This window comes from Amycolatopsis sp. NPDC102522, from assembly GCF_055584485.1.
The window spans coordinates 40,013-62,944 of sequence record NZ_JBVJLY010000020.1 but is presented as its reverse complement, the minus strand read 5'-3'; the positions used below and the strand labels follow the sequence as shown (position 1 = coordinate 62,944).

Annotated in this window: 19 protein-coding genes; 14 read left to right on the top strand and 5 right to left on the bottom strand. The window is 69.1% G+C overall.

Annotation, left to right across the window (positions count from 1 at the left end; translation table 11 throughout):
- Positions 1-199: 199 nt before the first annotated feature.
- The 5 genes from ACZ6YV_RS33575 to ACZ6YV_RS33555 all read left to right on the top strand — a co-directional run bounded on the left by ACZ6YV_RS33575 (position 200) and on the right by ACZ6YV_RS33555 (position 7,069).
- Positions 200-3,109: an alpha/beta fold hydrolase gene (locus tag ACZ6YV_RS33575; RefSeq protein WP_465513441.1), complete on the top strand. Its 2,910-nt coding sequence runs from the start codon at positions 200-202 to the stop codon at positions 3,107-3,109.
- Positions 3,102-4,061, top strand: a complete 960-nt coding sequence (locus ACZ6YV_RS33570) for an ABC transporter permease (RefSeq protein ID WP_465513440.1) — start codon at positions 3,102-3,104, stop codon at positions 4,059-4,061. The genes ACZ6YV_RS33575 and ACZ6YV_RS33570 overlap by 8 nt, the downstream gene beginning before the upstream one ends.
- Before the next feature lie 258 nt (positions 4,062-4,319).
- Positions 4,320-4,742, top strand: coding sequence for a hypothetical protein (locus ACZ6YV_RS33565; RefSeq protein ID WP_378247852.1), 423 nt, complete (start codon positions 4,320-4,322; stop codon positions 4,740-4,742).
- A gap of 44 nt (positions 4,743-4,786) precedes the next feature.
- Positions 4,787-5,557 carry an enoyl-CoA hydratase/isomerase family protein gene (locus ACZ6YV_RS33560; RefSeq protein ID WP_465513439.1) on the top strand — a complete coding sequence of 257 codons (771 nt, stop codon included), beginning with the start codon at positions 4,787-4,789 and terminating at the stop codon, positions 5,555-5,557.
- 102 nt (positions 5,558-5,659) lie between these two features.
- On the top strand, positions 5,660-7,069 hold the full coding sequence (locus tag ACZ6YV_RS33555; protein WP_465513438.1) for a S28 family serine protease: 1,410 nt from the start codon (positions 5,660-5,662) through the stop codon (positions 7,067-7,069).
- A gap of 72 nt (positions 7,070-7,141) precedes the next feature.
- On the opposite strand, the gene uvrB is transcribed toward ACZ6YV_RS33555, so the two are convergent.
- The gene (uvrB, locus tag ACZ6YV_RS33550) at positions 7,142-9,301 is read right to left on the bottom strand and encodes an excinuclease ABC subunit UvrB (protein ID WP_465513437.1); all 2,160 of its coding nucleotides are present in this window, start codon (positions 9,299-9,301) and stop codon (positions 7,142-7,144) included.
- A 51-nt stretch (positions 9,302-9,352) separates the two neighbouring features.
- A complete protein-coding gene (locus tag ACZ6YV_RS33545) occupies positions 9,353-10,654 on the bottom strand; it encodes a DUF5685 family protein (RefSeq protein ID WP_465513436.1) in 1,302 nt (433 codons plus the stop codon).
- 142 nt (positions 10,655-10,796) lie between these two features.
- On the opposite strand from ACZ6YV_RS33545, the gene ACZ6YV_RS33540 reads away from it, so the two are divergent.
- Positions 10,797-11,312 (top strand): ribonuclease FAU-1 family protein, encoded by a 516-nt coding sequence (locus tag ACZ6YV_RS33540; protein WP_465513435.1) that lies wholly within the window; start codon positions 10,797-10,799, stop codon positions 11,310-11,312.
- Between the two features lie 106 nt (positions 11,313-11,418).
- On the top strand, positions 11,419-12,939 hold the full coding sequence (locus ACZ6YV_RS33535) for an ArnT family glycosyltransferase (protein WP_465513434.1): 1,521 nt from the start codon (positions 11,419-11,421) through the stop codon (positions 12,937-12,939).
- 14 nt (positions 12,940-12,953) lie between these two features.
- On the opposite strand, the gene coaE is transcribed toward ACZ6YV_RS33535, so the two are convergent.
- Positions 12,954-14,138: a dephospho-CoA kinase gene (coaE, locus tag ACZ6YV_RS33530; protein ID WP_465513433.1), complete on the bottom strand. Its 1,185-nt coding sequence runs from the start codon at positions 14,136-14,138 to the stop codon at positions 12,954-12,956.
- 236 nt (positions 14,139-14,374) lie between these two features.
- On the opposite strand from coaE, the gene ACZ6YV_RS33525 reads away from it, so the two are divergent.
- Positions 14,375-14,599, top strand: a complete 225-nt coding sequence (locus ACZ6YV_RS33525) for a hypothetical protein (RefSeq protein ID WP_465513432.1) — start codon at positions 14,375-14,377, stop codon at positions 14,597-14,599.
- Between the two features lie 146 nt (positions 14,600-14,745).
- Here the strand turns inward: ACZ6YV_RS33525 and rpsA are convergent, their stop codons facing one another.
- Entirely contained in the window at positions 14,746-16,248 is a 1,503-nt protein-coding gene (gene rpsA / locus ACZ6YV_RS33520) for a 30S ribosomal protein S1 (RefSeq protein ID WP_465513431.1), read from the bottom strand.
- A 304-nt stretch (positions 16,249-16,552) separates the two neighbouring features.
- Between rpsA and ACZ6YV_RS33515 the strand changes: the two genes are divergently transcribed.
- From ACZ6YV_RS33515 to ACZ6YV_RS33490, 6 genes are all read left to right on the top strand, one after another.
- On the top strand, positions 16,553-17,404 hold the full coding sequence (locus ACZ6YV_RS33515) for a class I SAM-dependent methyltransferase (RefSeq protein WP_465513430.1): 852 nt from the start codon (positions 16,553-16,555) through the stop codon (positions 17,402-17,404).
- Positions 17,401-18,303 (top strand): GNAT family N-acetyltransferase, encoded by a 903-nt coding sequence (locus ACZ6YV_RS33510; protein WP_465513429.1) that lies wholly within the window; start codon positions 17,401-17,403, stop codon positions 18,301-18,303. Before ACZ6YV_RS33515 ends, ACZ6YV_RS33510 begins: the two co-directional genes overlap by 4 nt.
- Positions 18,304-18,335: 32 nt before the next feature.
- On the top strand, positions 18,336-19,265 hold the full coding sequence (locus tag ACZ6YV_RS33505) for a GNAT family N-acetyltransferase (RefSeq protein ID WP_465513519.1): 930 nt from the start codon (positions 18,336-18,338) through the stop codon (positions 19,263-19,265).
- A 156-nt stretch (positions 19,266-19,421) separates the two neighbouring features.
- On the top strand, positions 19,422-20,129 hold the full coding sequence (locus ACZ6YV_RS33500; protein ID WP_465513428.1) for an ABC transporter ATP-binding protein: 708 nt from the start codon (positions 19,422-19,424) through the stop codon (positions 20,127-20,129).
- Complete coding sequence (locus tag ACZ6YV_RS33495; protein ID WP_465513427.1) at positions 20,126-22,021, top strand: YhgE/Pip family protein; 1,896 nt, start codon at positions 20,126-20,128, stop codon at positions 22,019-22,021. Before ACZ6YV_RS33500 ends, ACZ6YV_RS33495 begins: the two co-directional genes overlap by 4 nt.
- A complete protein-coding gene (locus ACZ6YV_RS33490) occupies positions 22,018-22,596 on the top strand; it encodes a TetR/AcrR family transcriptional regulator (protein WP_465513426.1) in 579 nt (192 codons plus the stop codon). Before ACZ6YV_RS33495 ends, ACZ6YV_RS33490 begins: the two co-directional genes overlap by 4 nt.
- Here the strand turns inward: ACZ6YV_RS33490 and ACZ6YV_RS33485 are convergent.
- Complete coding sequence (locus ACZ6YV_RS33485; RefSeq protein WP_465513425.1) at positions 22,593-22,922, bottom strand: CU044_2847 family protein; 330 nt, start codon at positions 22,920-22,922, stop codon at positions 22,593-22,595. The genes ACZ6YV_RS33490 and ACZ6YV_RS33485 overlap by 4 nt on opposite strands.
- Positions 22,923-22,932 lie beyond the last annotated feature (10 nt).

Below are 22,932 nucleotides of genomic sequence, written 5' to 3'. Positions count from 1 at the left end.
GAAGGAATACTCCCCTCACAGCTGGTCTAGTTTGACCTGTCTGTACGCATGACGCCAGTTAAGGTTGCCCTTGTCACCAAGATGGTGGCGTAACACCCGTCACACTCACCTCTTCTCCCACGTCGGGTACCCGTTCCGGCGACGGCTGACACCACGCTTGTGTGGTCTGTGTGTGCCGGGAAGGCGACTCTCAGGTTCCGTGAAATACGGTCATTCCGTGCCCCGAATCCCGCTCCCTCGCACGCGAGGCGCGAAGCTCACCGCGCTCGCCGCGGTCGTGGTGGTCCTGGCCGCCGCGGCCGTCGTGTGGACGAACAGCGACCCCGCGCCGTCCGCAGTGAAAACCCAGGAAGCGACCCTTGACCTGCCCGAAATACCGGGCTCGTCCGCGGTCGTCAAGATCGACACGACCACGTACCTCCCCGAGCGGACCCCGGCTCCCGCCGTCCTGCTCGCCCACGGTTTCGGCGGTGACAAGAACAGTGTCGCCACCGAAGCCCGCGAGCTGGCCGAGAAGGGCTTCGTCGTGCTCGCCTGGTCCGCGCGTGGCTTCGGCCGCAGCACCGGGAAGATCGCGCTGAACGACCCCGACCGTGAAGTCGCCGACGCCAGGAAGCTGATCGACAACCTGGCCTCGCGGCCCGAAGTCCTCAGCGAGAACGGCGACCCGAAGGTGGCCGTGTCCGGCGCTTCGTACGGCGGCGCGCTTTCCCTGCTGCTCGCCGGGACCGACAAGCGGGTCGACGCGATCGCGCCGGTGATCACCTACAACGACCTCGCTCAGGGGCTCTTCCCGAACGCCGCCTCGGCCGCGCCCTCGACGGCGACCACTCCCGCCGCCGGCGCGTTCACCGCGGACGGCGTCTTCAAGAGGTCGTGGGCCGGCATCTTCTTCTCCGCCGGTTCCGGCGCGGCGCAGGGCGGCTCCCCCGCCAACGACGCGCCCGAAGCCGGTGACGAGACGAGCGAATCCGGTGCTTCCCAGGGCACGGGCGCGGCGGGTGCCGCGGCGCAGTCCCTGCCGCTCGGCGGCCCGAACGGCCAGCGGCCTACGCCCGGCCCTGCCGACCCGTGTGGACGGTTCACCGCCGACGTCTGCCAGGCCTACACCGAACTCGCGACCACCGGCAAGGCGAGCCAGAAGACCGTCGACCTGCTCCGCCGCGTCTCCCCCGCGTCCGTGACGGACAAGATCACCGTGCCGACCCTGCTGGTGCAGGGCGAAAGCGACACCTTGTTCGGTTTGGACCAGTCCGACGCGACCGCCCGGCAGATCGCCGCGGCGGGCGGCAAGGTCCGCACGGTCTGGTACACCGGCGGCCACGACGGCGGGAAGCCCGGCCAGAAGCTGCGGGCGCAGATCGCCGACTTCCTCAAGTTCTCCCTCACCGGGCAGGGCACCGATCCCGGCACCGGCTTCAGCTACGACATCCAGGGCACGCTGCGGGCCAACGGCGCCCCCTCGGTCCGGACGGTCACCGCACCGGCGTACCCGGGAGCCACCGGGGACGCCACCGAACGGCGGCGGTTCACGCTGGCGGGCCCGGCCCAGCAGGTCGTCCGGCCCGCGGGCGGAAACCCGGCCGCGGTGAGCGGGATCCCCGGTTTGAACGGGGCGGTGGCGGGTTCGTCCCGGCTGTCCGGACTGTTCAGTGTGGACCCACCGGGTCAGGCCGCGCAGTTCGCGACGCCGCCGCTCGACGCGCAGACGATCGCGGCCGGTTCGTCCACGGTCCGCCTGCGAGTCTCGGCGGATCCGTCCGCCACCGCTCCGCAGCCCGAAGCCGTCCTGTTCGCGAAGCTCTACGACGTCAACTCGGAGGGTGTCCGCACGCTTCCGGCCAACGCCGTCGCACCCTTCCGCGTTTCCGGTCTGCCCGCCGACGGCGGTCCGGTCGAGGTGACGGTGACCCTGCCGGGCATCGTGCGGCCTCTGGAGGCCGGGCACACGCTCCGGCTGGTCGTCGGAACGACGGACCAGGCGTTCGCGACGCCGGTGGAACCCGCGGTGTTCCGCGTCGAACTGGCGGACGGCGGGCAGCTCGGCGTCCCGGTCGTCCACGGCACCTCGGTCGGCGCGGGCGCGCCCACCGCGCAACTGCTCGGGATCGCCGGGACCCTGCTCGCGGGCATCGCGATCACGGTGATCGCCGCGTTCCGCCGCCGCCGCGCGCACGACGTCGACGAGAGCCTGGCGAAGACGCCGTTGGTGATCGAAGGACTGCGCAAGGCCTACGCGGGCGGGTTCGTCGCGGTGAAGGACCTGTCGTTCCGGGTCGAATCCGGTCAGGTGCTCGGTCTGCTCGGGCCGAACGGCGCCGGCAAGACGACGACGCTGCGCATGCTGATGGGCCTCATCACGCCGACGGCGGGCACCATCCGCGTATTCGGTCACCTGATCGCGCCCGGCGCGCCCGTGCTGTCCCGGATCGGGTCCTTTGTGGAGGGTTCGGGCTTCCTGCCGCACTTGTCCGGCAAGGAAAACCTGGAGCTGTACTGGGCGAGCACGGGCCGTCCGAGGGACAAGGCGCATTTCGCCGAGGCACTGGAGATCGCCGGGCTCGGCGACGCGGTGAACCGGCGGGTCCGCACCTACAGCCAGGGCATGCGGCAACGGCTCGCGATCGCGCAGGCGATGCTCGGCCTGCCGGAGCTCATGGTGCTCGACGAACCGACCAACGGGCTCGACCCGCCCCAGATCCACCAGATGCGCGAGGTGCTCCAGCGCTACGCGGCGACCGGACGCACCGTGGTGGTCTCGAGCCACCTGCTGGCCGAGGTCGAGCAGACCTGTACGCACGTGGTCGTGATGCACCGCGGCATGCTGGTCGCCTCGGGTGAGGTCGGCGAACTGGCCGCGGCCAGCGGCGAGGCCACGTTCCGGGTCGACAAGCCCGACGAAGCGGCCGAAGCGCTGCGGAAGGTCGGCGGCGTTTCCGGCGTCGACGTCGACGGTGAACTGGTCCACGCGGATCTCGACGGCCTCGCCCGCGCCGATGCGGTCGCCGCCCTCGTGCGGGCCGGGGTCGCGGTCGAGCAGGCCGGGCCGCGGCGACGGCTGGAAGACGCGTTCCTGCAGCTGGTCGGAGAGGACTCCAAGAGTGAGTAAGACCAACGGTTCTTCCCCGGTGACCCGGGCGGATCACGGAGTGCACACCGACCCGGCGGCCCTGCTGGAGCTGACCGAGGTCGCGTCGCACGAGCGGACCGAGGTCGGCCCGGACGGGGCGGTGGCGGGATACCGCGCCGACCGGACGCTGCGGCTCGGCGTCGAACTGAAGCGGCAGCTCAAACGGCGGCGGACCCAGCTCATGCTGGGGTTCGTCGCGCTGCTGCCGTTCATCCTGGTGATCGCGTTCGAGATCGGGCAGGCCAACCCGAACCGCCGCAGCGGCGGGTTCGTCGACCTCGCCACCGCGAGCGCGCCGAACTTCGTGGTGCTCGCGCTGTTCGTCTCCGGCACGTTCCTGCTCCCGATGATCGTGGCGCTGTTCTACGGCGACACGATCGCGAGCGAGGCTTCGTGGTCGAGCCTGAAGTACCTGCTCGCGATGCCGGTCCCCCGGCATCGGGTGCTGCGGCAGAAGGCGATCGTCTCCGGCATCCTCTCCGCGGTCGCGCTGATCCTGTTGCCGCTGGTGGCGCTGGTGGTGGGCGTCATCTGGTACGGCGCGGGCGACGCCATCAGCCCGACCGGCGACGCGGTCTCGTTCAGCGACAGCCTCGTGGCCATGGGGCTGGCGACGATCTACATCATCCTGCAGCTGGCCTGGGTGGCCGGTCTGGCGATGCTGCTCTCGGTCGCCACCGACGCCCCGCTGGGTGCTGTCGGCGGCGCGGTCATCGTCGCGATCGTTTCGCAGATCCTCGACCAGATCACCGCGCTGGAAGGGCTTCGGGACTATCTGCCGACGCATTTCGCGTTCTCGTGGATGGATCTCATCTCCACCGACATCGACTGGACGAACATGGCCAACGGGATGCTGTCGGCGGCGTTATACGGCACGGTGTTCTTCCTGCTGGCCGGGCGCCGGTTCGCGACGAAGGACATCACCAGCTGAGAGCGTTTCCGTACCGGAAAACCACGGGGGTCCACCGGGAAGACGAAATCCTCTTCCTTGGTGGGCCCCGGTTTTCACTGGCCGTGGCGACCTTCACCCATTAGCGCCGGTAATCGGTGTTTCATGCGCATGAGACCATTGATTTTTCCGATCATCGACTCATTGGGTGAAAAGTTCGCATTCATCTTCGGAGACCTCCGGGAAATCCTTATCTTCAGGGGAAAGGTGCCGAAGCGAGCAGAAAGCGGGGACGTGACCATGACCCAGTCACTCGAGATCCCGGTCCAGGAATTCTCTCTTGCTTGGACGATGACAGCGGACAAGGGCGGCAGGGTGGGATTCGCCGCCACGGGTCAGGTGACGTTGCTCGACAACAAGCGGTTCTACAAGATCGACGGCGTCCTCTACATCTCCGAGGGCAGCACCTACTGCCGCGACATCGGCAACCCCCATCTGTTCGTCCGCCGCAACGGCGTCGAGGAGAGCGGCAGGCAGTGGGGCTGGGAGACCATCTGCAACCGCAAGTCCTGCAGCAGGCTGTGCGCGATGGACGCGTACTTCGTCCGCACCGGCTACTGGGCGCCCGCCGACAAGGCGATCCAGCTGAGCATCGGCGCCGAGTCCGGCTGGAACCGCAAGCGGTCCTTCAGCCCGACGATCACCGTGCGCCTCCCGGACTGAGCAGTCCACTGTAGATCTCCACCGGCTCGGGTACGGTCGGGCTCATGGCCACCTCTTCGATCCGCGTGGACGACGAAGGCGGGATCGCCGTCGTCACCCTGCAGCACGGCAAGGCGAACACCCTCGACACGGAGTTCTGCCAGGAACTGATCGTCAAGCTCGAAGACGTCCAATTGGGCGGCTGTCGCGGTGTCGTGCTGACCGGCACCGGCGGCATCTTCTCGGCGGGCGTCGACCTGCGGCGGGTGCACGACGGCGGCGCGGGCTACATCGAGGACTTCCTGCCCGCGCTGTCGGACGCGTTCCTTTCGGTGTTCGGCTTCCCCGGCCCGGTGGTCGCGGCCGTCAACGGTCACGCGATCGCCGGCGGGGCGGTGCTCGCCGCCGCCTGCGACCGCCGCGTCCTCGCCGACGGCCCGAGCCGGATCGGGATCACCGAACTGCTCGTCGGCGTGCCGTTCCCGTTGGCGGCACTGGAGATCCTGCGTTCCGGGTTCGGCGCCGACATCCTCGCCGAACTCGCGTTCCTCGGCGAGACCCACCTGCCGGCCGACGCGCTCCGGCTCGGCCTGGTGAACGAGGTGACCGAGCCCGCGAACGTCGTGGGGCGAGCGGTGGAGGTCGCCAGGAAGCTCGCCGAGATCCCCTCCGCCGCGTACGCGCACACGAAGGCACAGCTGCATCGGCCGTTCCACGAGCGGATCGCCGAACACCGCACCGGCGACGACGCCCACGTCCTCGAACTGTGGAGCTTCCCCGAGGCGCTCGCCGCCATCAAGGCCTACGTCGGCAGGGTGCTCCGCGGCGCGAAGTGAGGTGTCCCGATGATCGGGACACCGTCCGGATAGGTGATTGCCCACCGACGGGGACTCTGTGAGTATCCGACCGCTCAACAGGTCCCGATGGGGAGGGCATGGATGCGGAAGCTCACGGCCGCGTGGTCGGTTCTGGCGATCACCGTTCTCGCACTGGCCGGGTTGACCCCGGCCGCGCAGGCGGCACCCGAGGACATCAAGGACGCGCTGGGACGGATCCCCGGCCTGACCGTCGTCTCGGAGAATCCGGCACCGACCGGGTACCGGTTCTTCAAACTCACCTACACCCAGCCCGTCGACCACCGCAAGCCGGGCGCCGGCACCTTCCAGCAGCGATTCACCTTGCTGCACAAGGAATTCCGCTCGCCGACCGTGGTGTACACGAGCGGGTACAACGTGTCGGAAGCGGCCAACCGCTCGGAGCCGACTCAGATCGTCGACGGCAACCAGCTGTCGATGGAGTACCGGTTCTTCACCCCTTCGCGGCCCGAGCGGCCGAACTGGGGCAAGCAGCTGACGATCTGGCAGGCCGCCGCCGACCAGCACCGCGCGGTCGAGGCGTTCAAGCGGATCTATCCGGGCAAGTGGCTCGCGACCGGCGGCAGCAAGGGCGGCATGACGGCGACCTACTTCCGTAGGTTCTTCCCGAACGACGTCGACGCGACGGTCCCCTACGTCGCGCCCAACGACGTCATCAACTCGCACGATCGCTACAACCGGTTCCTGTCGAACGTCGGCAACGACCCGGCCTGCCGTTCGGCGCTCAAGGCGATCCAGCGTGACGTGCTGACCCGGCGTTCGGAGTTCACGGCACTCGCCGCCGCCGACGCGGCCAAGAACGGCTACACGTTCACCACCGTCGGCTCGGCCGACGTGTCACTGGAGATCTCGGTGATCGACTCGTACTTCGCCTTCTGGCAGTACCAGAAGCAGGCGGACTGCGCGACGGTCCCGAAGGCCGGTGCTCCGGCGGCCCAGGTCTACGCCTGGTTCGAACGCGTCGAGAGCCTCAACACCTACTCCGACCAGAACCTCGAGATCTACATCCCCTACTACTTCCAGGCGGCCTACCAGCTCGGCTCCCCCGAGTCCTACGAAGACTATCTCCGGGACCTGCTGCGCTACCCGGGCCGCAACGTGTCGCGGACGTTCGTGCCGGGGTCCGTCGACATCCCCCGGTTCGACTACCTGGCGATGCCGGACATCGACTTCTGGGTGAAGTCGCAGGGGAAGCGGCTGCTGTTCGTCTACGGCGGGAACGACCCGTGGGGCGCGGAGCCGTTCCAGCTCGGCTTCGGCACGAAGGACTCCTACAGCTACACCGTGCCGGGCGGTAACCACGGCGCCCGGATCTCGCAGCTTCCCGCGGCCCAGGCCGCCGAAGCGACGAACACCGTGCGGCGATGGGCCGGGCTGCCCCCGATTTCGCCCGGCGTCAGCACGCGTTCGGTCCCTGCCGGGTTCCCGGACTTCGACGCGGACCTGAGCCTGGAGCACCGCCCGCGCCTCTGACCCTCACCCATTTCGTCTTCTCGATGCGGTAGTCGCACACGCAAGGACCGCATCGAGAGGACGAAACGCGGGCTACTTGATGCCGGCCGCGTCCATTCCGCGAAGCTCCTTCTTGAGGTCCGAGACCTCGTCCCGCAGCCGGGCCGCCAGCTCGAACTGCAGGTCGCGCGCGGCCTGCATCATCTGGTCGGTCATCTGCTGGATGAGGTCGGCCAGCTGGGCGCGCGGCATCCCGGAGACGTCCTTGTCGACGAGCATCCCGGAGCTGCGCACCCGGTCACCCTGCTCGGGCTTCTTGCCGCGCGACGCGTTCCGGCCCGAACCGCCGACGGCGACTGTCTCCTCCGAGTCCTCGGCCTCGCTGTACACGCGGTCGAGGATGTCGGCGATCTTCTTCCGCAGCGGCTGCGGGTCGACGCCGCGTTCCTCGTTGTAGGCGACCTGCTTCTCGCGGCGGCGATCGGTCTCGTCGATGGCGTGCCGCATCGAGTCGGTGATCTTGTCCGCGTACATGTGGACTTCGCCCGACACGTTTCGCGCGGCGCGGCCGATCGTCTGGATCAGCGACGTGCCACTGCGGAGGAAGCCTTCCTTGTCCGCGTCGAGGATCGCGACCAGCGAGACCTCGGGCAGGTCGAGACCTTCACGGAGCAGGTTGATGCCGACCAGCACGTCGAAATCGCCCGCGCGCAACTGCCGCAGCAGCTCGATCCGGCGCAGGGTGTCCACCTCGGAGTGCAGGTACCGCACCCGGATACCCAGCTCGAGCAGGTAGTCGGTGAGGTCCTCGGACATCTTCTTGGTGAGCGTGGTGACGAGGACGCGCTCGTCCTTCTCCGCCCGCTCGCGGATCTCGTGCACCAGGTCGTCGATCTGGCCCTCGGTGGGCTTCACGACCACCTTCGGGTCGACGAGACCGGTCGGCCGGATGACCTGCTCGACGAACTCGCCGCCCGCCTGCCCCATCTCGTACGGCCCCGGTGTCGCCGACAGGTACACCGTCTGCCCGATCCGGTCGGTGAACTCCTCCCAGGTCAGCGGCCGGTTGTCGACCGCGCTGGGCAGCCGGAAACCGAACTCGACCAGGTTCCGCTTCCGCGACATGTCGCCTTCGAACATGCCGCCGATCTGCGGGACGGTCTGGTGCGACTCGTCGATGACCAGCAGGAAGTCGTCCGGGAAGTAGTCGATCAGCGTGGCGGGCGCCGTCCCGGCCTCGCGGCCGTCGATGTGCCGCGAGTAGTTCTCGATGCCGGAGCAGAACCCGACCTGGCGCATCATCTCGATGTCGTACGCGGTGCGCATCCGCAGCCGCTGAGCCTCGAGCAGCTTGCCCTGCTTCTCCAGCTCGGCCAGCCGCTGCTCCAGCTCGGCCTCGATGCCGTGGATGGCCTTCTCCATCCGCTCCGGGCCCGCGACGTAGTGCGTGGCCGGGAAGATGCGGACCTCGTCGACCTCTTTCACGATGTCGCCGGTGAGCGGGTGCAGGTAATACAGCTTCTCGATCTCGTCGCCGAAGAACTCGACGCGGATCGCCAGCTCCTCGTACGCCGGGATGATCTCGACCGTGTCGCCGCGGGCACGGAAGGTGCCGCGCGCGAAGGCGATGTCGTTGCGGGTGTACTGCACGTCCACCAGCGCGCGGAGGAAGACGTCCCGGTCGAGCTGCTCGCCGACCTTCAGCTCCGAGGAGCGGTCCAGGTACGACTGCGGGGTGCCGAGGCCGTAGATGCACGAGACACTCGCGACCACGATGACGTCGCGCCGGGACAGCAGGTTCATCGTCGCCGAGTGCCGCAGCCGCTCGACGTCGTCGTTGATCGACGAGTCCTTCTCGATGTAGGTGTCCGTCTGCGCGATGTACGCCTCGGGCTGGTAGTAGTCGTAGTAACTGACGAAGTACTCGACCGCGTTGTGCGGGAACAGCTCCCTCAGCTCGTTCGCCAGCTGCGCGGCGAGCGTCTTGTTCGGCGCCATCACCAGCGTCGGACGCTGGACGCGCTCGATCAGCCAGGCCGTCGTCGCCGACTTGCCGGTACCCGTGGCACCCAGCAGCACGACGTCCCGTTCACCCGAGTTGACCCGGCGTTCGAGCTCGTCGATGGCCGCCGGCTGGTCACCGGCGGGCTTGTAGTCGCTGACGACCTCGAACCGGCCGCCGGTCCGGGGGATGTCGGTGACGGGCCGGTGGTCCGACTGGGCGAGTACGGGATGTTCGGTTGCGAAAGCCACGTCCACCAGAGTAGGCGCTGGGTCCGACAGTTTCCGTTTCGCCTGGTCGGCTCAGCAGGAACAGTCACAGCAGGAACAGCAGTCGCAGCAGTCACAACCGTCACAGTTGTTGCACACGGCCTCGTGCGGCTTCCCGCTCCACGGGCCCGGGAACGGATCACGACAGCAGAACTGACACGAGCAGCACATGTAGGTGGCCGCCGCGCAGCCGAAGAAGAACCCCCTCGGCTGGGCGGGCACCCGGAACTTCGGCGTCCAGCAGCAACCACCCTGACCGTCGGTCGGCGGGCCGCCGTGTTTCTTCTTCGGCGGCTCCTGGGGCGGACCTCCGCCACCGGGAGCGCCCGGCGGCGGGGGCGGTGCCTGGTGGCCGCCCTGCGGATAGCCGCCTTGCGGGTACTGCTGGGGCTGCTGGGGCTGGTGTGGATGCTGTTGCGGCAGTGGCCCGGGCCCGATCCAGCCCGGCGGTGGCTGCTGCGGGCCGTGACCGTGACCGATGAGGCCGTGCCCGAACGAACGCCGGACGGCCTGACGCAGTTCGTGCACCAGCAGCGCGTGGACGAGCTTGGGCTGGTCGAACTTCACCTCGCGAAGGGCGAGTTCGACGCCGAGCACGGCGTCGTCGCACAGCCGTCGCGCCTCGGCGAGCCCGGTGCCGGTGGCCGTCAGCGGGTTCCACGCGCCGGCGGCTTCGTCCTCGGCGAGGTCCTCGACGGCGTCGAGCAGATGCGCGGCCCTGCCGAACAGGCGTCCGGCCTCGGCCAGCGGCGCGGCGTTCTCCGGGCGGCCTGCCAACGTGGCGGTGTGTGCGAACGCGGCCGACGTCGCCAGTTCGGCGGGTTCGGTGGCGAGCACGGCCGAATCGCCGAGACGGACGGCGCGCTCGATCTCGCCCTGCCTGTCGACGGCCTCGGTCAGCACCGCCGTGTCGAAGCCGATCCGGATGCCTGTACGGCTCCCCTGGTCCGCCCAGCGCGTCGCCACCCGCCTCGCGGCGAGTGCGACGGAGCGCCGCGCGAAGGCGCCGTCACGGTCCTCGACGTGGTCGCTGATCTTCGCCGACGCCAACACCAGCGAGACCGCCGCCGCGAGCTGGGCACCTCCGCCCTTCGCGACCGACGTTCCCTTCATCGCCCGGAGCGGGCAAGGACCGGCGTCGCGCCGTCCCTCCGCACGCGGCGACTGGGCCTCGACCAATGCGGAGATAATCAAGCCGTCATAGTTCGTCACCATTCGGGCGAGATGTCCGTGTTCGTCCCGCAACGCCAGGCAGAGCCCACAGAGATGGGCGAGCCAATCCGCGTGCAGACCTGCGGAAAGCCGATGACGGCACGGCCTGATGATCCCGAACATATGTCGACTCCCACTCACCCCAATGGCGGAACCAGCGCACCTTATCCGGCCGGGCGGCTCTACTCCTGCGGAACCCTGAAACCGTGATCGTCCACCCGGTTGGGCGGTGGCCGCGGACGCCGGGGCCTTCCAAGATGGGCGCATGACCGCGCTGCATCCGCCCAAAGTCGAGTACTTCGATCCGGCCGCGAAGACCAACACGGACCCCAAGGGGATCGTGAGGGACGTCGAGGAATACCGCGAAGAGCCCTTCGGTCTCTACATGGCGCGGCCGACCCCGGGGCGGAGGCAGTTCCACTATCTCGAGTCCTGGCTGCTGCCGGACCTCGGCCTGCGGATCACCGACTTCTGGTTCAACCCCGGCCACGAACGCGATCAGGACTTCTACCTCGACGTCGCCGACGTCCGCCGCGAGGACGGTGTCTGGGTCGCCACGGACCTCTATCTCGATCTCGTCCTGAAGGACAAGGAATCCGTCCAGGTGATCGACATCGACGAACTCCTCGCCGCGGTCACCTCCGGCCTGCTCTCCCCCGCCGACGGCGAACGAGCGCTCGACGTCAGTCACCGGACCGTGGACGGACTGGCCGCCCACGGCCACGACCTGCGCGGCTGGCTGTCCACAAAGGACATCGCGCTCGGCTGGCGGCGCCACTGACGGCTGGTGTGCCGTACTTCACCACGGTCCTCTCACGACCGACGCGCCACGCCGGTGGCACGTAGGGTGCGAGAGGACCGGCACCCGAGGGATCTGCGAGGAATGGATGGAAGCCGCCAGCGCGGCCGAAACACCGACCGCGTCCAGCGCGGCGTTCGCCCGGCTCCCGGTGGCGCTGCTCGCCGCCGCGGCCGCGGCGCTCCTGCTGGCGACGGCGGGGCGATACGGCTACTTCGGCGACGAGCTGTACTTCCTCTCCGCCGGAAAGCGGCTGTCCTGGGGGTACGCCGACCAGCCGCCGGCACTCCCCTTCCTGGCGCTGGCGATGGATTCGCTCGCGCCGGGCAACGTCTTCGTGTTCCGCCTCCCCGCCGTCCTCGCGACGGCGGCCGGTGTCGTGTTCACCGGGCTCATCGCCTACGAGATGGGCGGCGATCGCCGGGCGCAGACCCGCGCCGCCGCCGCGTACGCGATCTGCGGCCAGTTCCTCGGGAGCGGTCACTATCTGGCCACCTCGACGATCGACCCGGCCTTGTGGGTGCTCATCGCGTGGCTGCTCGTGCGGTGGATGCGGACGCGGGACGACAACCTGTTGCTGTGGCTGGGTGTCGCCACCGCCGTCGCACTGAACGTCAAACTCCTCATCGCGACGTTCTGGGTCGCCGCCGGAGTCGCGATCCTGCTCTTCGGGCCCCGGGATCTCTTGCGCAGGACCAAACTCTGGATCGGCGCGGGTATCGCCGCGCTCTCGCTGATACCCACCCTCTGGTGGCAGGCCGCGAACGGCTGGCCGCAACTGGAGATGGGCGACGTCATCGCGCACGAGACCACCGGCGGCTGGAGCGGCCGCGCCGGGTTCCTGCCCGCCCTGCTGACCGGGGCCGGTCTCGGCATCGGCGTCGTCGGCGTCCTTTATGGACTTTGGGTCCTGCTGTTCTCGGCGAGATTGCGGGAGTTCCGCTTCCTCGGCTGGGCCGCCGTCGGCGTGATCGCGCTGTTCATCCTGTCCAACGGCCGGTACTACTACGCGGCGGGCATGTTCGGCGTCCTCTGGGCGGGCGCCTCCGTCCACTTCAGACAGCTGAAGCCGTCCTTGTGGTTCCGCTGGATCCCGACTTGGCCGGTGTTCGTGCTTTCCGCGCTGTACACCCTCCCCTACGCGCTGCCGGTGTGGCCCGTCACCTGGATCGCCGAAGGGCGGGACGTCCCGCGTCCGGCGTACGCGCTGGAGGAGATCGGCTGGCCGGACCTCGCCCGGTCGGTCGCGGACGCCTATCACCGGCTCCCGCCGGACCAGCAGGCGCGCACCACCCTCGTCACGGCCGGGTATTGGCAGGCCGGAGCGCTCGACAGGTACGGCCCCGACTACGGGCTTCCCAGCGCGTACAGCCCGAGCCGCGGGTTCTGGTACTTCGGCAGGCCACCCGAGACCGCGGACAACGTCCTGTTCGTCGGACCCGATCCGGCGCGGCTGCGGCGTTCGTTCACCGACGCCCGGATCGTTTCCCGGGTCGACAACGCTCTCGGCGTCCGCAACGTGAGCCGCGGGATGCCGATCTGGCTGGTCACCGGCCGGACCGAAACCTGGGAGTCCGCGTGGCCGGGACTGCGGGAATTCCGGGTCTGAACAGGGACTGAACCCTACGGGGTCCAGCCCGTCGAAGCCGCCCACGCGTCGGCCCGCGCGAACGCGGCGTCGACCCAGACCTGCTTCTCGTCGGTGTACCGCTCGACGGTCCCATCGCCGGCGTGCTTCGCGGCCATGGCGTTCTTGACCGCCGCGTAGGCGTCGCGTTCGTCCGGGTTCCGTCGCAGCCACTCCGGGAACAGCAGCGCGAGCCGCCAGGCCGGCGTCTCCTGGGAGCGGACGTGCAGGTTGACCGGACGGCGCGGGTCGCCACCGAAGTGGAACCGCTTCGGCAAGGTGCCCTCTTCTCCGTGCGCGTCGTCGAACCACTCGCCTTCCGCGCGCGGGAACCCGGCGTCGGAGAGCGCGTCGGCCAGCTCGTCGGCCTTGTCCAAAGTGGACACCGTCAGCTGGAGGTCGAGGATGTCCTTGGCGGGCAGCCCCGGCACGGAGGTCGAACCGATGTGATCGACCCGCACGGCGTTGCCGCCCACCACCACGCGGATCCGCGCGAGCGCCCTTTCGGCCTGCACCGGCCACGTCTGGTCGTACTGCGCGATCTTGGGTGACATCGGCGCACGCGGCTTCCGGAGCCGCACGTTCGCCTCGAACGGGGTCAGCCTGTCCGCCCACAGCGCGTCGACGTCGGCGAGCACGATGTCGGGTGCTCCGCTGTTGTCGAACCAGACGTCGGCCACCGCCCGGCGCTGGTCGGTCGTGGCCTGCGCCTTGATCCTGGCGCGCGCGTCGGGCTCGGGCATCCCCCGTGACTCGACCAGACGGCGGACCCGGACCTCTTCGGGCGCGTCGACCATGACGACGAGGTGGTACATCGGCGCGAGGCCGCCTTCGACCAGCAGCGGGATGTCGTGGACGACGATCGCGTCCGGCGCCGCGGCCGCCATCAACTCGGCCGTCCGCGCGCCGACCCGCGGGTGGACGATCGAGTTCAGCCGTTTGCGGGACTCCTCGTCGGCGAACGCCTTCGCGGCGAGCGCGGCGCGATCGAGCGAACCGTCGGAAGCGAGGATGTCTTCCCCGAACGCCTCGACGAGCTCGGCGAGACCGGGTGTCCCCGGCTCGACGACCTCCCTGGCGATCTTGTCGGAGTCGACGATGACGGCGCCGTGCTCGGAAAGCCGGTTCGCCACCGTCGATTTTCCGGCGCCGATCCCGCCGGTCAGGCCCACACGCAGCATGACGATCAGCCTAGGTCGTGTCCTGTGAGTCTGTTCGATGGGACACGACCTGGTGGCGCAATCAGGGGCGACCGCGCAGGGTCACCGAATGGGTACATCCGGCACAGAAGGATGCAAAAGGCAAGATCATCGTGACGCGCGACTCAACCATTTCGAGTGACACGCCGGGCGGTTACGCGGATTTGGCAACTCGATTGCGTACCGTGCGCGGCGAAGGTAGCCCACACGGAGGAAAGATGGCAGACAGCAAGCACGTCGGAAGGCACCGGCTCGGATCGCCGGGGCTGGTGCACTGTGTCTTCCATCGTCCCGTCGCCGAGGCCCTCGCCGAGTACCGGCGCACGTGGCTGAGCGCGCTCCTGGTTCCCGCCAAGCACAGCTTCGCCGGACTCCGCCGCAAGGCCCGCGCCGCGGCTCTCGAACGCATCTGGGTGCCGGCCGTCCGGCCCGCCACTTCCTAGTCTCTCTTCTCCCCCGACCCCGCATCCAGTCCTCTGAATGCGGGGTTTCTCGCGCGCGTTCAGAGGACTGAATGCGGACAAAGACAGCGGCCCCGGTCCGAGTGGACCGGGGCCGCTGTCTGTCAGCTACTGGCTGAGCGCCTGGATCACGCGCCGCCCGACAGCTTCTCGCGGAGAGCCGCGAGCTGCTCGTCGCTGGCGAGCGTGCCACCGCTCTTGGCCTCGGCCGGAGCCGAGGAGGTGTAGCTCTGCTCGCCCGAGTCACCGGAGGTGACACCGGTCGCGGCGTCCGCCGCGGCTTCGGCGTCGGCCTCGGCGGCCTTGACGACCTGCTTCATGTGAGCCTCGTAGCGGGTGTGAGCCTCGGCGTACTGACGCTCCCACTCCTCACGCTGCTTGTCGAAGCCTTCCTGCCACTCCTGGGTGTCCGGGTCGAAGCCCTCGGGGTAGATGTAGTTCCCCTCGGTGTCGTACTCGGCGGCCATGCCGTACTGAGTGGGGTCGAACTCGGTCTCCGGCGTGACGCCCTCGTTCGCCTGCTTCAGCGACAGCGAGATGCGACGACGCTCGAGGTCGATGTCGATGACCTTGACCATCACGTCGCCGTTGACCTGGACGACCTGCTCCGGGATCTCCACGTGGCGCTCGGCCAGCTCGGAGATGTGCACCAGGCCCTCGATGCCCTCTTCGACGCGCACGAACGCACCGAACGGAACGAGCTTGGTGACCTTGCCCGGCACGATCTGGCCGATCGCGTGGGTGCGGGCGAACTGACGCCACGGGTCTTCCTGGGTCGCCTTCAGCGACAGCGAGACGCGCTCGCGGTCCATGTCGACGTCCAGAACCTCGACCGTGACCTCCTGGCCGACCTCGACGACCTCGGAGGGGTGGTCGATGTGCTTCCAGGAAAGCTCGGAGACGTGCACCAGACCGTCGACGCCACCCAGGTCCACGAAGGCACCGAAGTTGACGATGGACGACACGACGCCCTTGCGGACCTGGCCCTTGGCGAGCGCGTTGAGGAACTCGCTGCGCACCTCGGACTGGGTCTGCTCCAGGTACGCGCGGCGGGACAGGACCACGTTGTTGCGGTTCTTGTCCAGCTCGATGATCTTCGCCTCGAGCTCGCGGCCGACGTACGGCTGCAGGTCGCGCACACGGCGCATCTCGACCAGCGACGCGGGCAGGAAGCCGCGCAGGCCGATGTCCAGGATGAGGCCGCCCTTGACGACCTCGATGACGGTGCCCTTGACGGGCTCGTCCTTCTCCTTGAGCTCCTCGATCGTGCCCCAGGCGCGCTCGTACTGCGCGCGCTTCTTGGACAGGATCAGACGGCCTTCCTTGTCCTCCTTCTGGAGAACAAGAGCTTCGACCTCATCGCCGACGGTGACAACCTCAGCCGGGTCGACATCGTGCTTGATGGATAGCTCACGCGAGGGGATGACACCCTCGGTCTTGTAGCCGATGTCGAGCAGGACCTCATCACGGTCAACCTTGACGATGGTTCCCTCAACGATGTCGCCATCGTTGAAGTACTTGATCGTCTTGTCGATCGCTGCGAGGAAATCTTCCTCCGACCCGATGTCGTTGATAGCGACCTGCGGGGCCCCAGTGGGGGCGGTCGGGGCGGTGGCGGTGTCGGTCGTCATTAGGCGGGTTGCTCCGGTGGATGGGAAGTAGTGGGTTTGCGGTTAGGGCACCATGGGCTCTTCCGGCATGAGGCGACCACATCTGCAAACGTCCACAGGGAACGACCGCGAGCATCACCGCATCCGGTACGCGACCCCCTGACCCGGACGCTGAGCGAACCGGGGGAAAGAGTAGCGCGAACCCACTGCGCTAACAGATATCCTACGCGGCCCCCTGTACACGGCACAATCAGGGTGCCTACCGCGATCACAGCGGGCGGATAAGCTCTCCTTCGCAGCCCTGACCTGGGGAAAGGATATCGGTTTGAGTCAGCAGTCCGTCACCGAGCCCGAACGGCACGCACAGGCCGAGGAACGGCTCGGCACCACGGGGGTCGCCTATCGGGCGGTCTCGGCACCGGAGGCGACGGCCGCGAACCTGGCGTGGTGGGACGCCGACGCCGACGACTACCAAGCGACCCACGGCGGCTTCCTCGGCGACGCGGACTTCGTCTGGTGCCCGGAGGGGGTCCGCGAGGCCGACGTCGCACTTCTGGGTGAAGTCGGCGGCAAGCGGATCCTCGAGGTCGGCTGCGGGCAGGCGGCCTCGGCGCGCTGGCTCGCCGCACAAGGCGCCGAGGCGGTGGCGACCGATCTGTCGGCGGGCATGCTGCGGCACGCGAGGGAGGGCAACGAGCGCACCGGCACCCCCGTCCCGCTCGTGCAGGCGACGGCGGAGTCGCTCCCGTTCGCGGATGCCAGCTTCGACGCGGCGTGCTCGGCCTTCGGCGCCGTCCCGTTCGTGGCGTCGGTCGACGTCGTGTTCGCCGAAGTGCACCGGGTACTCCGGCCGGGCGCCCGCTGGGTGTTCTCGGTGACCCATCCGATGCGCTGGATCTTCCCCGACGACCCCGGGCCGCAGGGCCTCACCGTCACCCAGCCGTATTTCGACCGCACGCCCTACGTCGAGGTCGACGAAGAGGGCGTCGCGACCTACGTCGAGTATCACCGCACCATCGGCGACTACGTCCGCGCGCTCGCCGACGCCGGTTTCGCGCTCACGGACCTCATCGAGCCCGCCTGGCCGGAGGGCCACACCCGCACCTGGGGACAGTGGAGCCCGTTGCGCGGCAAGCTCTTCCCCGGCACCGCGATCTTCTGCACCCAACGGGGATGACCTCGGCGGCGGAGTCGCAACGGGCCCGGTTCGCCGCGCTCGACCCGCTGCTCCCACCGCCGTCCCCGCTCCCGCCCGGCGTGCCCGTCGCGGCGGGTGGCGCCGCCGGGACGATCGCACACGTGCGGTTCGCGGCGGGTTCCTGGCAACGGCTCTGGAGCCCCGCGCATCTGCAGATCCTCTCCGCGGTCCTCCCCCGCGACGCCGGCGCGGGGATGAGCGCGCTGCTCTCCGCCTGGCGCGAGCGGATTGGGCACGCCGACGCCGAACCCGATTCGTCGTGCGTCCTCACCTGGCCCAGCCGTGACGTCGTGGTCGCGCGGGCCCTGCTCGACCACGGGCTCGCACCGCAACTGGCGCTGGCCGTCCGCGCGCCCGCCGGGGGCGAGGCGTACTCCGTTCCCGGCGTGCTCGTCCGGGAGTCCACCGGCGGCGACCTGGAAGAGATCGTCGCTCTTCGTTTCGAAGAACTTCGCTACACCTCGTTCGTCGGCCACGGTGTCGTCCGGCCCGGGGCCGAGGCCCTGCTCGCGGAGGAGGTGCGGCGCGGCCTGCAGTTCGGCGGCCGCGTCTGGATCGCCGAAGAGGAAGGCGTGACGGTGGGGATGGTGACCAGCGGAAAGCGCTCACCGATCCCCGGCGACTCACTGGCCGGACGCCTTCCACCCGGCGAGTGGGGCTATCTCGGCACGCTCGCGGTCACCGCGGCCGCGCGGGGACGCGGGATCGGGCGCGCGCTGACTTCCGTCGCGCACGACGAGCTGTTCTCGCCGTCGTCGCGCGGTACCTTCGTCTCGTACAATCCGGCCAATCCGCTTTCGCCGGTGTTCTGGCACCGGCAGGGTTATCGTCCTCTGTGGACGACGTGGGCGGCGAGTCCCGCCGCGGCCCTGCGGTAGTGGTGACGGGCGCGGCCGACCCTGGGGACGGGATGGAAATCGAGAAGACGGTGCTCGACGCGCACCGCACACGGTTCGCGACGGTCGACAGGCTGCTGCCCGAAGCGGCCCCGCCCCCGGTCGTCGGCGAACGGGTGGACGCCGCCACGGCGTCGGGCGTCCAGGTCACCGGTGTGATCCAGCGCCAGTTGCACGGTCCGGACGACGTCCCCCTGCTCTGGTCCGCCGCCGACGTGCGCCAGCTGTTCCCCTTCGTCGGGAACACCGGCACCGAGGGCATGGACGTGCTGCTGCGCGCGTGGCGGACGTGGATGGACGCCGAATCACCCGGCGAGGATTCGTCCTGCGTGGTGAATTGGCCGAGCCGGGACGCCGAGGCGATCCGCGCCTTCCTCGACCACGGGCTGGTACCGATGTCCGCGCTCGCCGTGCGCACCGGATGCCACCGCGAAGACCCCGCCGACGACGGCGCGGCCGTCCGCCGGGCCAGGAAGGAAGACTTCGACGACGTGCTCGCGATGGCCGTGTCGACCCACGACTACATCGGCCAGGTCGCCACCCGGCACCGCCCGAACGCCGCCGAACTGCTCGCCCCGGCGCTGGAACGCGCCCTCGACAAGGACACGCCGCTGCTGTGGCTGGCCGAACGGGACGGCGAGATCGCCGCGTTCGCGCACGCCGCCTGGATCACCTCGTCACCGGGGTCCGCCGAGGCCGAACTGCTCCCCCACGGCCGCTGGGGGTACGTCAACAACGTGGTCACCGTGCCGGGCCTGCGCGGAAGCGGGCTCGGCCGGGGCCTGATGGCCGTGGTGCACAAGGAGTTCTCCGCCGACGGCGCGGACGGCACGTACCTCTACTACAACCCGACCAACCCGCTCTCTTCGGTGTTCTGGCACCGGCAGGGTTATCGTCCACTGTGGACGTCCTGGGAGGTCCACCCGGCTTCCGCCCTGCGTTAGCCGAAATGCACAGTCAGCCGTCCGGTTTGCGGAGGTTTCGTCACTCTTGCGTGTGACGTGGGCCCCCCACGGTTGTGCAGCTCCCAGGTCAGGGTTAACTTTTGAACTGACCAGTCAGTTTAAAAGTTCCGCGAGTCACCGACCTGGGAGTTCTTCGTGCGGGTTCAAGCCGACAGGGTGTCCGTGACCGGACCCCACGGCACGTTGCTGTCGCCTACTTCGCTCACCGTTTCGGGCGGTGAGCTGGCGATAGTGCACGGCGAGCCAGGAGTCGGCGTCACCGCCTTCGGGCTGGCGCTGGCGGGCAGATTGAAGCCCGCGACCGGGACGGTGACCGTCGAAGGCGGCGACGCGCACAAGGTCGTCGCGGTCGTCGACGCCCCCGGCGTGAGCGAACCGGACGGCGCGTTGTCGCTGCAGGTCGTCGTCGGGGAGGAACTCGAACTGGCGAAGCGCCCGGCGAACAAGGCCGCCGTCGCGAGCTGGCTGGCCGAGCACGACGCCGCCGCCTTCGCCACCACCCGCTTCGAGAACATCGAGGCGGCGACGCGCACCCGGCTGCTCACCGCGCTCGCCGCGGGCCGCAAGGACGTCGGCGTCCTCGTGCTCGACACCCCGGACAGGCACACCAGCGACGTCGACAGCTGGGCGCGGCTCGCCCGCGAGTACGCCGAACGCGGCCTCGCCGTCATCGTGCTGACCGCCACCACCCCGGTTTCGGCCCTGCCCGAGAAGCCCGCCCTCTGCGGCGCTCTCGAGCAACCCGATCCGGTGCGCTGCGCTCCCGTCGAAACCCCGGCGGAGACGACGCTGGAAGCGACCGTGGCGGACGAAACCGAGAAGACTTCAGGAGACCAGGAATGAACCCCGTCCGGATCGCCGCCAACGAGCTGCGCCGGCTGAGCAGCGGCGCCCTGCCGAAGCTCGCCATGGTCGCGCTCGTCCTGGTGCCGCTGCTCTACGCGTCCTTCTATCTCTACGCGAACTACGACCCGTACTCCCGCCTGGACAAGCTGCCCGCCGCCGTCTTCACCTCCGACGCCGGCGCGAAGGATTCAGCGGGCGCGGAACGCAACATCGGCAACGAGGTCACCGACGAACTGGTCAAGTCCGGCACGTTCCAGTGGCACCAGGTCTCGCAGGACGAGGCCCTCAAGGGCGTCCGTAACGACAACTACTCGTTCGCCATCGGCATCCCGCGCGACTTCTCCACGGCGCTGCTGTCTTCGGGCAACTTCCAGCCCCAGCAGGCGACGATCACGCTGACCACCAACGACGCCAACAACTATCTGTCGGGCACCATCGCGAAACAGGTGGCCGAACAGGTCCGCAAGACGATCGCGGAGAAGGTCGGCAGCGAGGCGGCGGACAAGTTCCTGGTCGGTTTCTCCACGATCTACGGCAAGATCCAGGAGGCCTCGACAGGTGCTTCGCAGCTCGCGGACGGCGCGGGCAAGCTCAAGACGGGCCAGCAGCAGCTTGCGGACGGCGCCGATCAGCTCGCGTCCGGCAGCTCCCAGCTCGCGACCGGGCTCGGCACCCTGAAATCCAGTACCGCCCAGCTCCCCGCCCAGACGCAGAAACTCGCCGACGGCGCCGGTCAGGTCGCCGACGGGAACCAGAAGGTCTCCGACGCGGCTTCGCTCGCGGCGACGGCGTCCGGGGACATCCAGGGCAAACTCGACGGCTACCGCACTCAGCTCGCGCAGGATCTGCGCGCCGCCGAGGTCCCCGAGGCGAAGGTGCAGGAGATCCTGAGCCGCCTCGACACCCTCCGATCGCCCGTCGACCAGGCGAACACGAAGATCCAGGGCGCGAACAGCCAGCTCGTCCAGCTCGCTTCCGGCGCGCGGCAGGTGTCCGACGGCGCGCACCAGCTTGCCTCGGCCACGCCGCAGCTCACCAGCGGGATCGCGCAGGCCGCCGACGCTTCGACGCAGATCCGCGACGGCGCCTCGAAGCTGAACGACGGCGAGAAGTCCGCCGTCACCGGGACGAACCAGCTCGCCGACGGCGCGGTGAAACTGCGTGACGGGCTCGCCGCCGGGCTCAAGGAGATCCCGAACCCGGACGACCCCACCCGCGCGGCGACCGCCAACACCATCGCCGACCCGGTCGCGGTCAACTCCTCCGGCGTCGCCTCGGCCGGGACCTACGGCGCGGGCCTCGCCCCGTTCTTCATCTCCCTCGCCACCTGGATCGGCGCGTTCGTGCTGTTCCTGTTGCTGCGCCCGCTCTCCACCCGCGCCCTGACCGCCGGCGCGTCGCCGTTCAAGGTCGCGCTCGGCGGCTGGCTGTCCTCGGCGCTGCTGGGGATCGCGCAGGTGATCGTGCTGTTCGGCGCGGTGACCTGGCTGGTCGGCATCGACGTCGCGCATCCGCTCGGCGCGATCGGGTTCGCCGTACTGGTGTCGCTCACCTTCACCGCCGTGGTGCACGCGCTCAACTCGTTCTTCGGCGCCGTCGGGAAGTTCCTCGGCCTGGTCCTGCTGGTGCTTCAGCTGGTGAGCGCGGGCGGCACGTTCCCCTGGCAGACCATCCCGGACGCGCTGTATCCGTTGCACATCGTGCTGCCGATGGGTTACGCGATCGACGGGTTCCGGCACCTGCTCTACAGTGGCGCCTCGATGGAGATCCTGGGTGACATCGGTGTCCTGGTGGCGTATCTCGTCGGCGCGATCCTCGTTTCGACCCTGGCGGCGCGGAAACGGCGCACCTGGACGGTTTCGGCGCTGAAACCCGAGCTGGCGTTGTGACCACCCGGGGTGAGGCGACGAAGCAGAAGCTGTTCGAGGCGACGCTGCGGCTGTCCGCCAGCCGCGGCCTCGTCGGGCTGACGGTGGACGACATCGCGGCCGAGGCGAAGGTCGCCAAAGGCACCGTCTACTACAACTTCGGCAGCAAAGACGGTCTTGTCGACGCACTGCTGCGCTACGGCGTCGGCGTGCTCGCGGACCGGCTGCGCGCGGCCACCGGCGACGGCGATCCGATGGACGTCATCTCCGCACAGGTGGACGGCACGCTGGAGTTCATCGCCGAATACCCCGGTTTTTCGCAGATCCTGGTGAGCGAGATGTGGCGCACGCCCGGTACCTGGCACGAAACGCTGACGTTGCTGCGCGAGCAGATCATCTCGATCGTGCGGGACCAGCTGGACCGGCTGGACGCCGCCGGGCGGCTGCCCGACGGCGTCCAGATCCCGACGGCCGCGGCCGGGTTGTTCGGCACGATGTTGGTGGTCGCCCTCGACTGGCAGGTGTTCCAGCCGGCGCGGACGCGGGCCGACGTGCGGGAATCGGTGATGGTGCTGATCCGGGGCCTCGGCCGCTAGGGCGTTTCCCCGGTCTCCCGGACCCATTTCAGCTTGACCTCGAAGTTCCCCTCCAGCCCCGTTTTCGCGATCACCGCGCCCGCCTGCGCGGTCAGCTTGACGCCGAACTTGAGCTCGACCTCGTCCGGTCCCTTGGCCATCGAGCGGAAGGTGTCCAGCGCCGCCGCGGCCGCGTCCCGCACGTTCGCCAGTGCCGCCTCGAAGGATCCTTTGGTGTCCTCGATCAGGTCGTCGCGCCGGGAGACGCGGGAGGTGCCGCGGACGGGGTCGATCTCGACGATCACCGAACCGCCGCCTTCGAGCGGGAACCGCGCCAGGTCGTTCACCGGTGCTCCT

Coding starts and splice junctions, on each gene's coding strand:
- ACZ6YV_RS33565 (WP_378247852.1), top strand. CDS start 4,320: ATGACCCAGTCACTCGAGATCCCGGTCCAGGAATTCTCTCTTGCTTGG.
- ACZ6YV_RS33560 (WP_465513439.1), top strand. CDS start 4,787: ATGGCCACCTCTTCGATCCGCGTGGACGACGAAGGCGGGATCGCCGTC.
- ACZ6YV_RS33555 (WP_465513438.1), top strand. CDS start 5,660: ATGCGGAAGCTCACGGCCGCGTGGTCGGTTCTGGCGATCACCGTTCTC.
- ACZ6YV_RS33545 (WP_465513436.1), bottom strand. CDS start 10,654: ATGTTCGGGATCATCAGGCCGTGCCGTCATCGGCTTTCCGCAGGTCTG.
- ACZ6YV_RS33540 (WP_465513435.1), top strand. CDS start 10,797: ATGACCGCGCTGCATCCGCCCAAAGTCGAGTACTTCGATCCGGCCGCG.
- ACZ6YV_RS33535 (WP_465513434.1), top strand. CDS start 11,419: ATGGAAGCCGCCAGCGCGGCCGAAACACCGACCGCGTCCAGCGCGGCG.
- coaE (WP_465513433.1), bottom strand. CDS start 14,138: ATGCTGCGTGTGGGCCTGACCGGCGGGATCGGCGCCGGAAAATCGACG.
- ACZ6YV_RS33525 (WP_465513432.1), top strand. CDS start 14,375: ATGGCAGACAGCAAGCACGTCGGAAGGCACCGGCTCGGATCGCCGGGG.
- rpsA (WP_465513431.1), bottom strand. CDS start 16,248: ATGACGACCGACACCGCCACCGCCCCGACCGCCCCCACTGGGGCCCCG.
- ACZ6YV_RS33510 (WP_465513429.1), top strand. CDS start 17,401: ATGACCTCGGCGGCGGAGTCGCAACGGGCCCGGTTCGCCGCGCTCGAC.
- ACZ6YV_RS33505 (WP_465513519.1), top strand. CDS start 18,336: ATGGAAATCGAGAAGACGGTGCTCGACGCGCACCGCACACGGTTCGCG.
- ACZ6YV_RS33495 (WP_465513427.1), top strand. CDS start 20,126: ATGAACCCCGTCCGGATCGCCGCCAACGAGCTGCGCCGGCTGAGCAGC.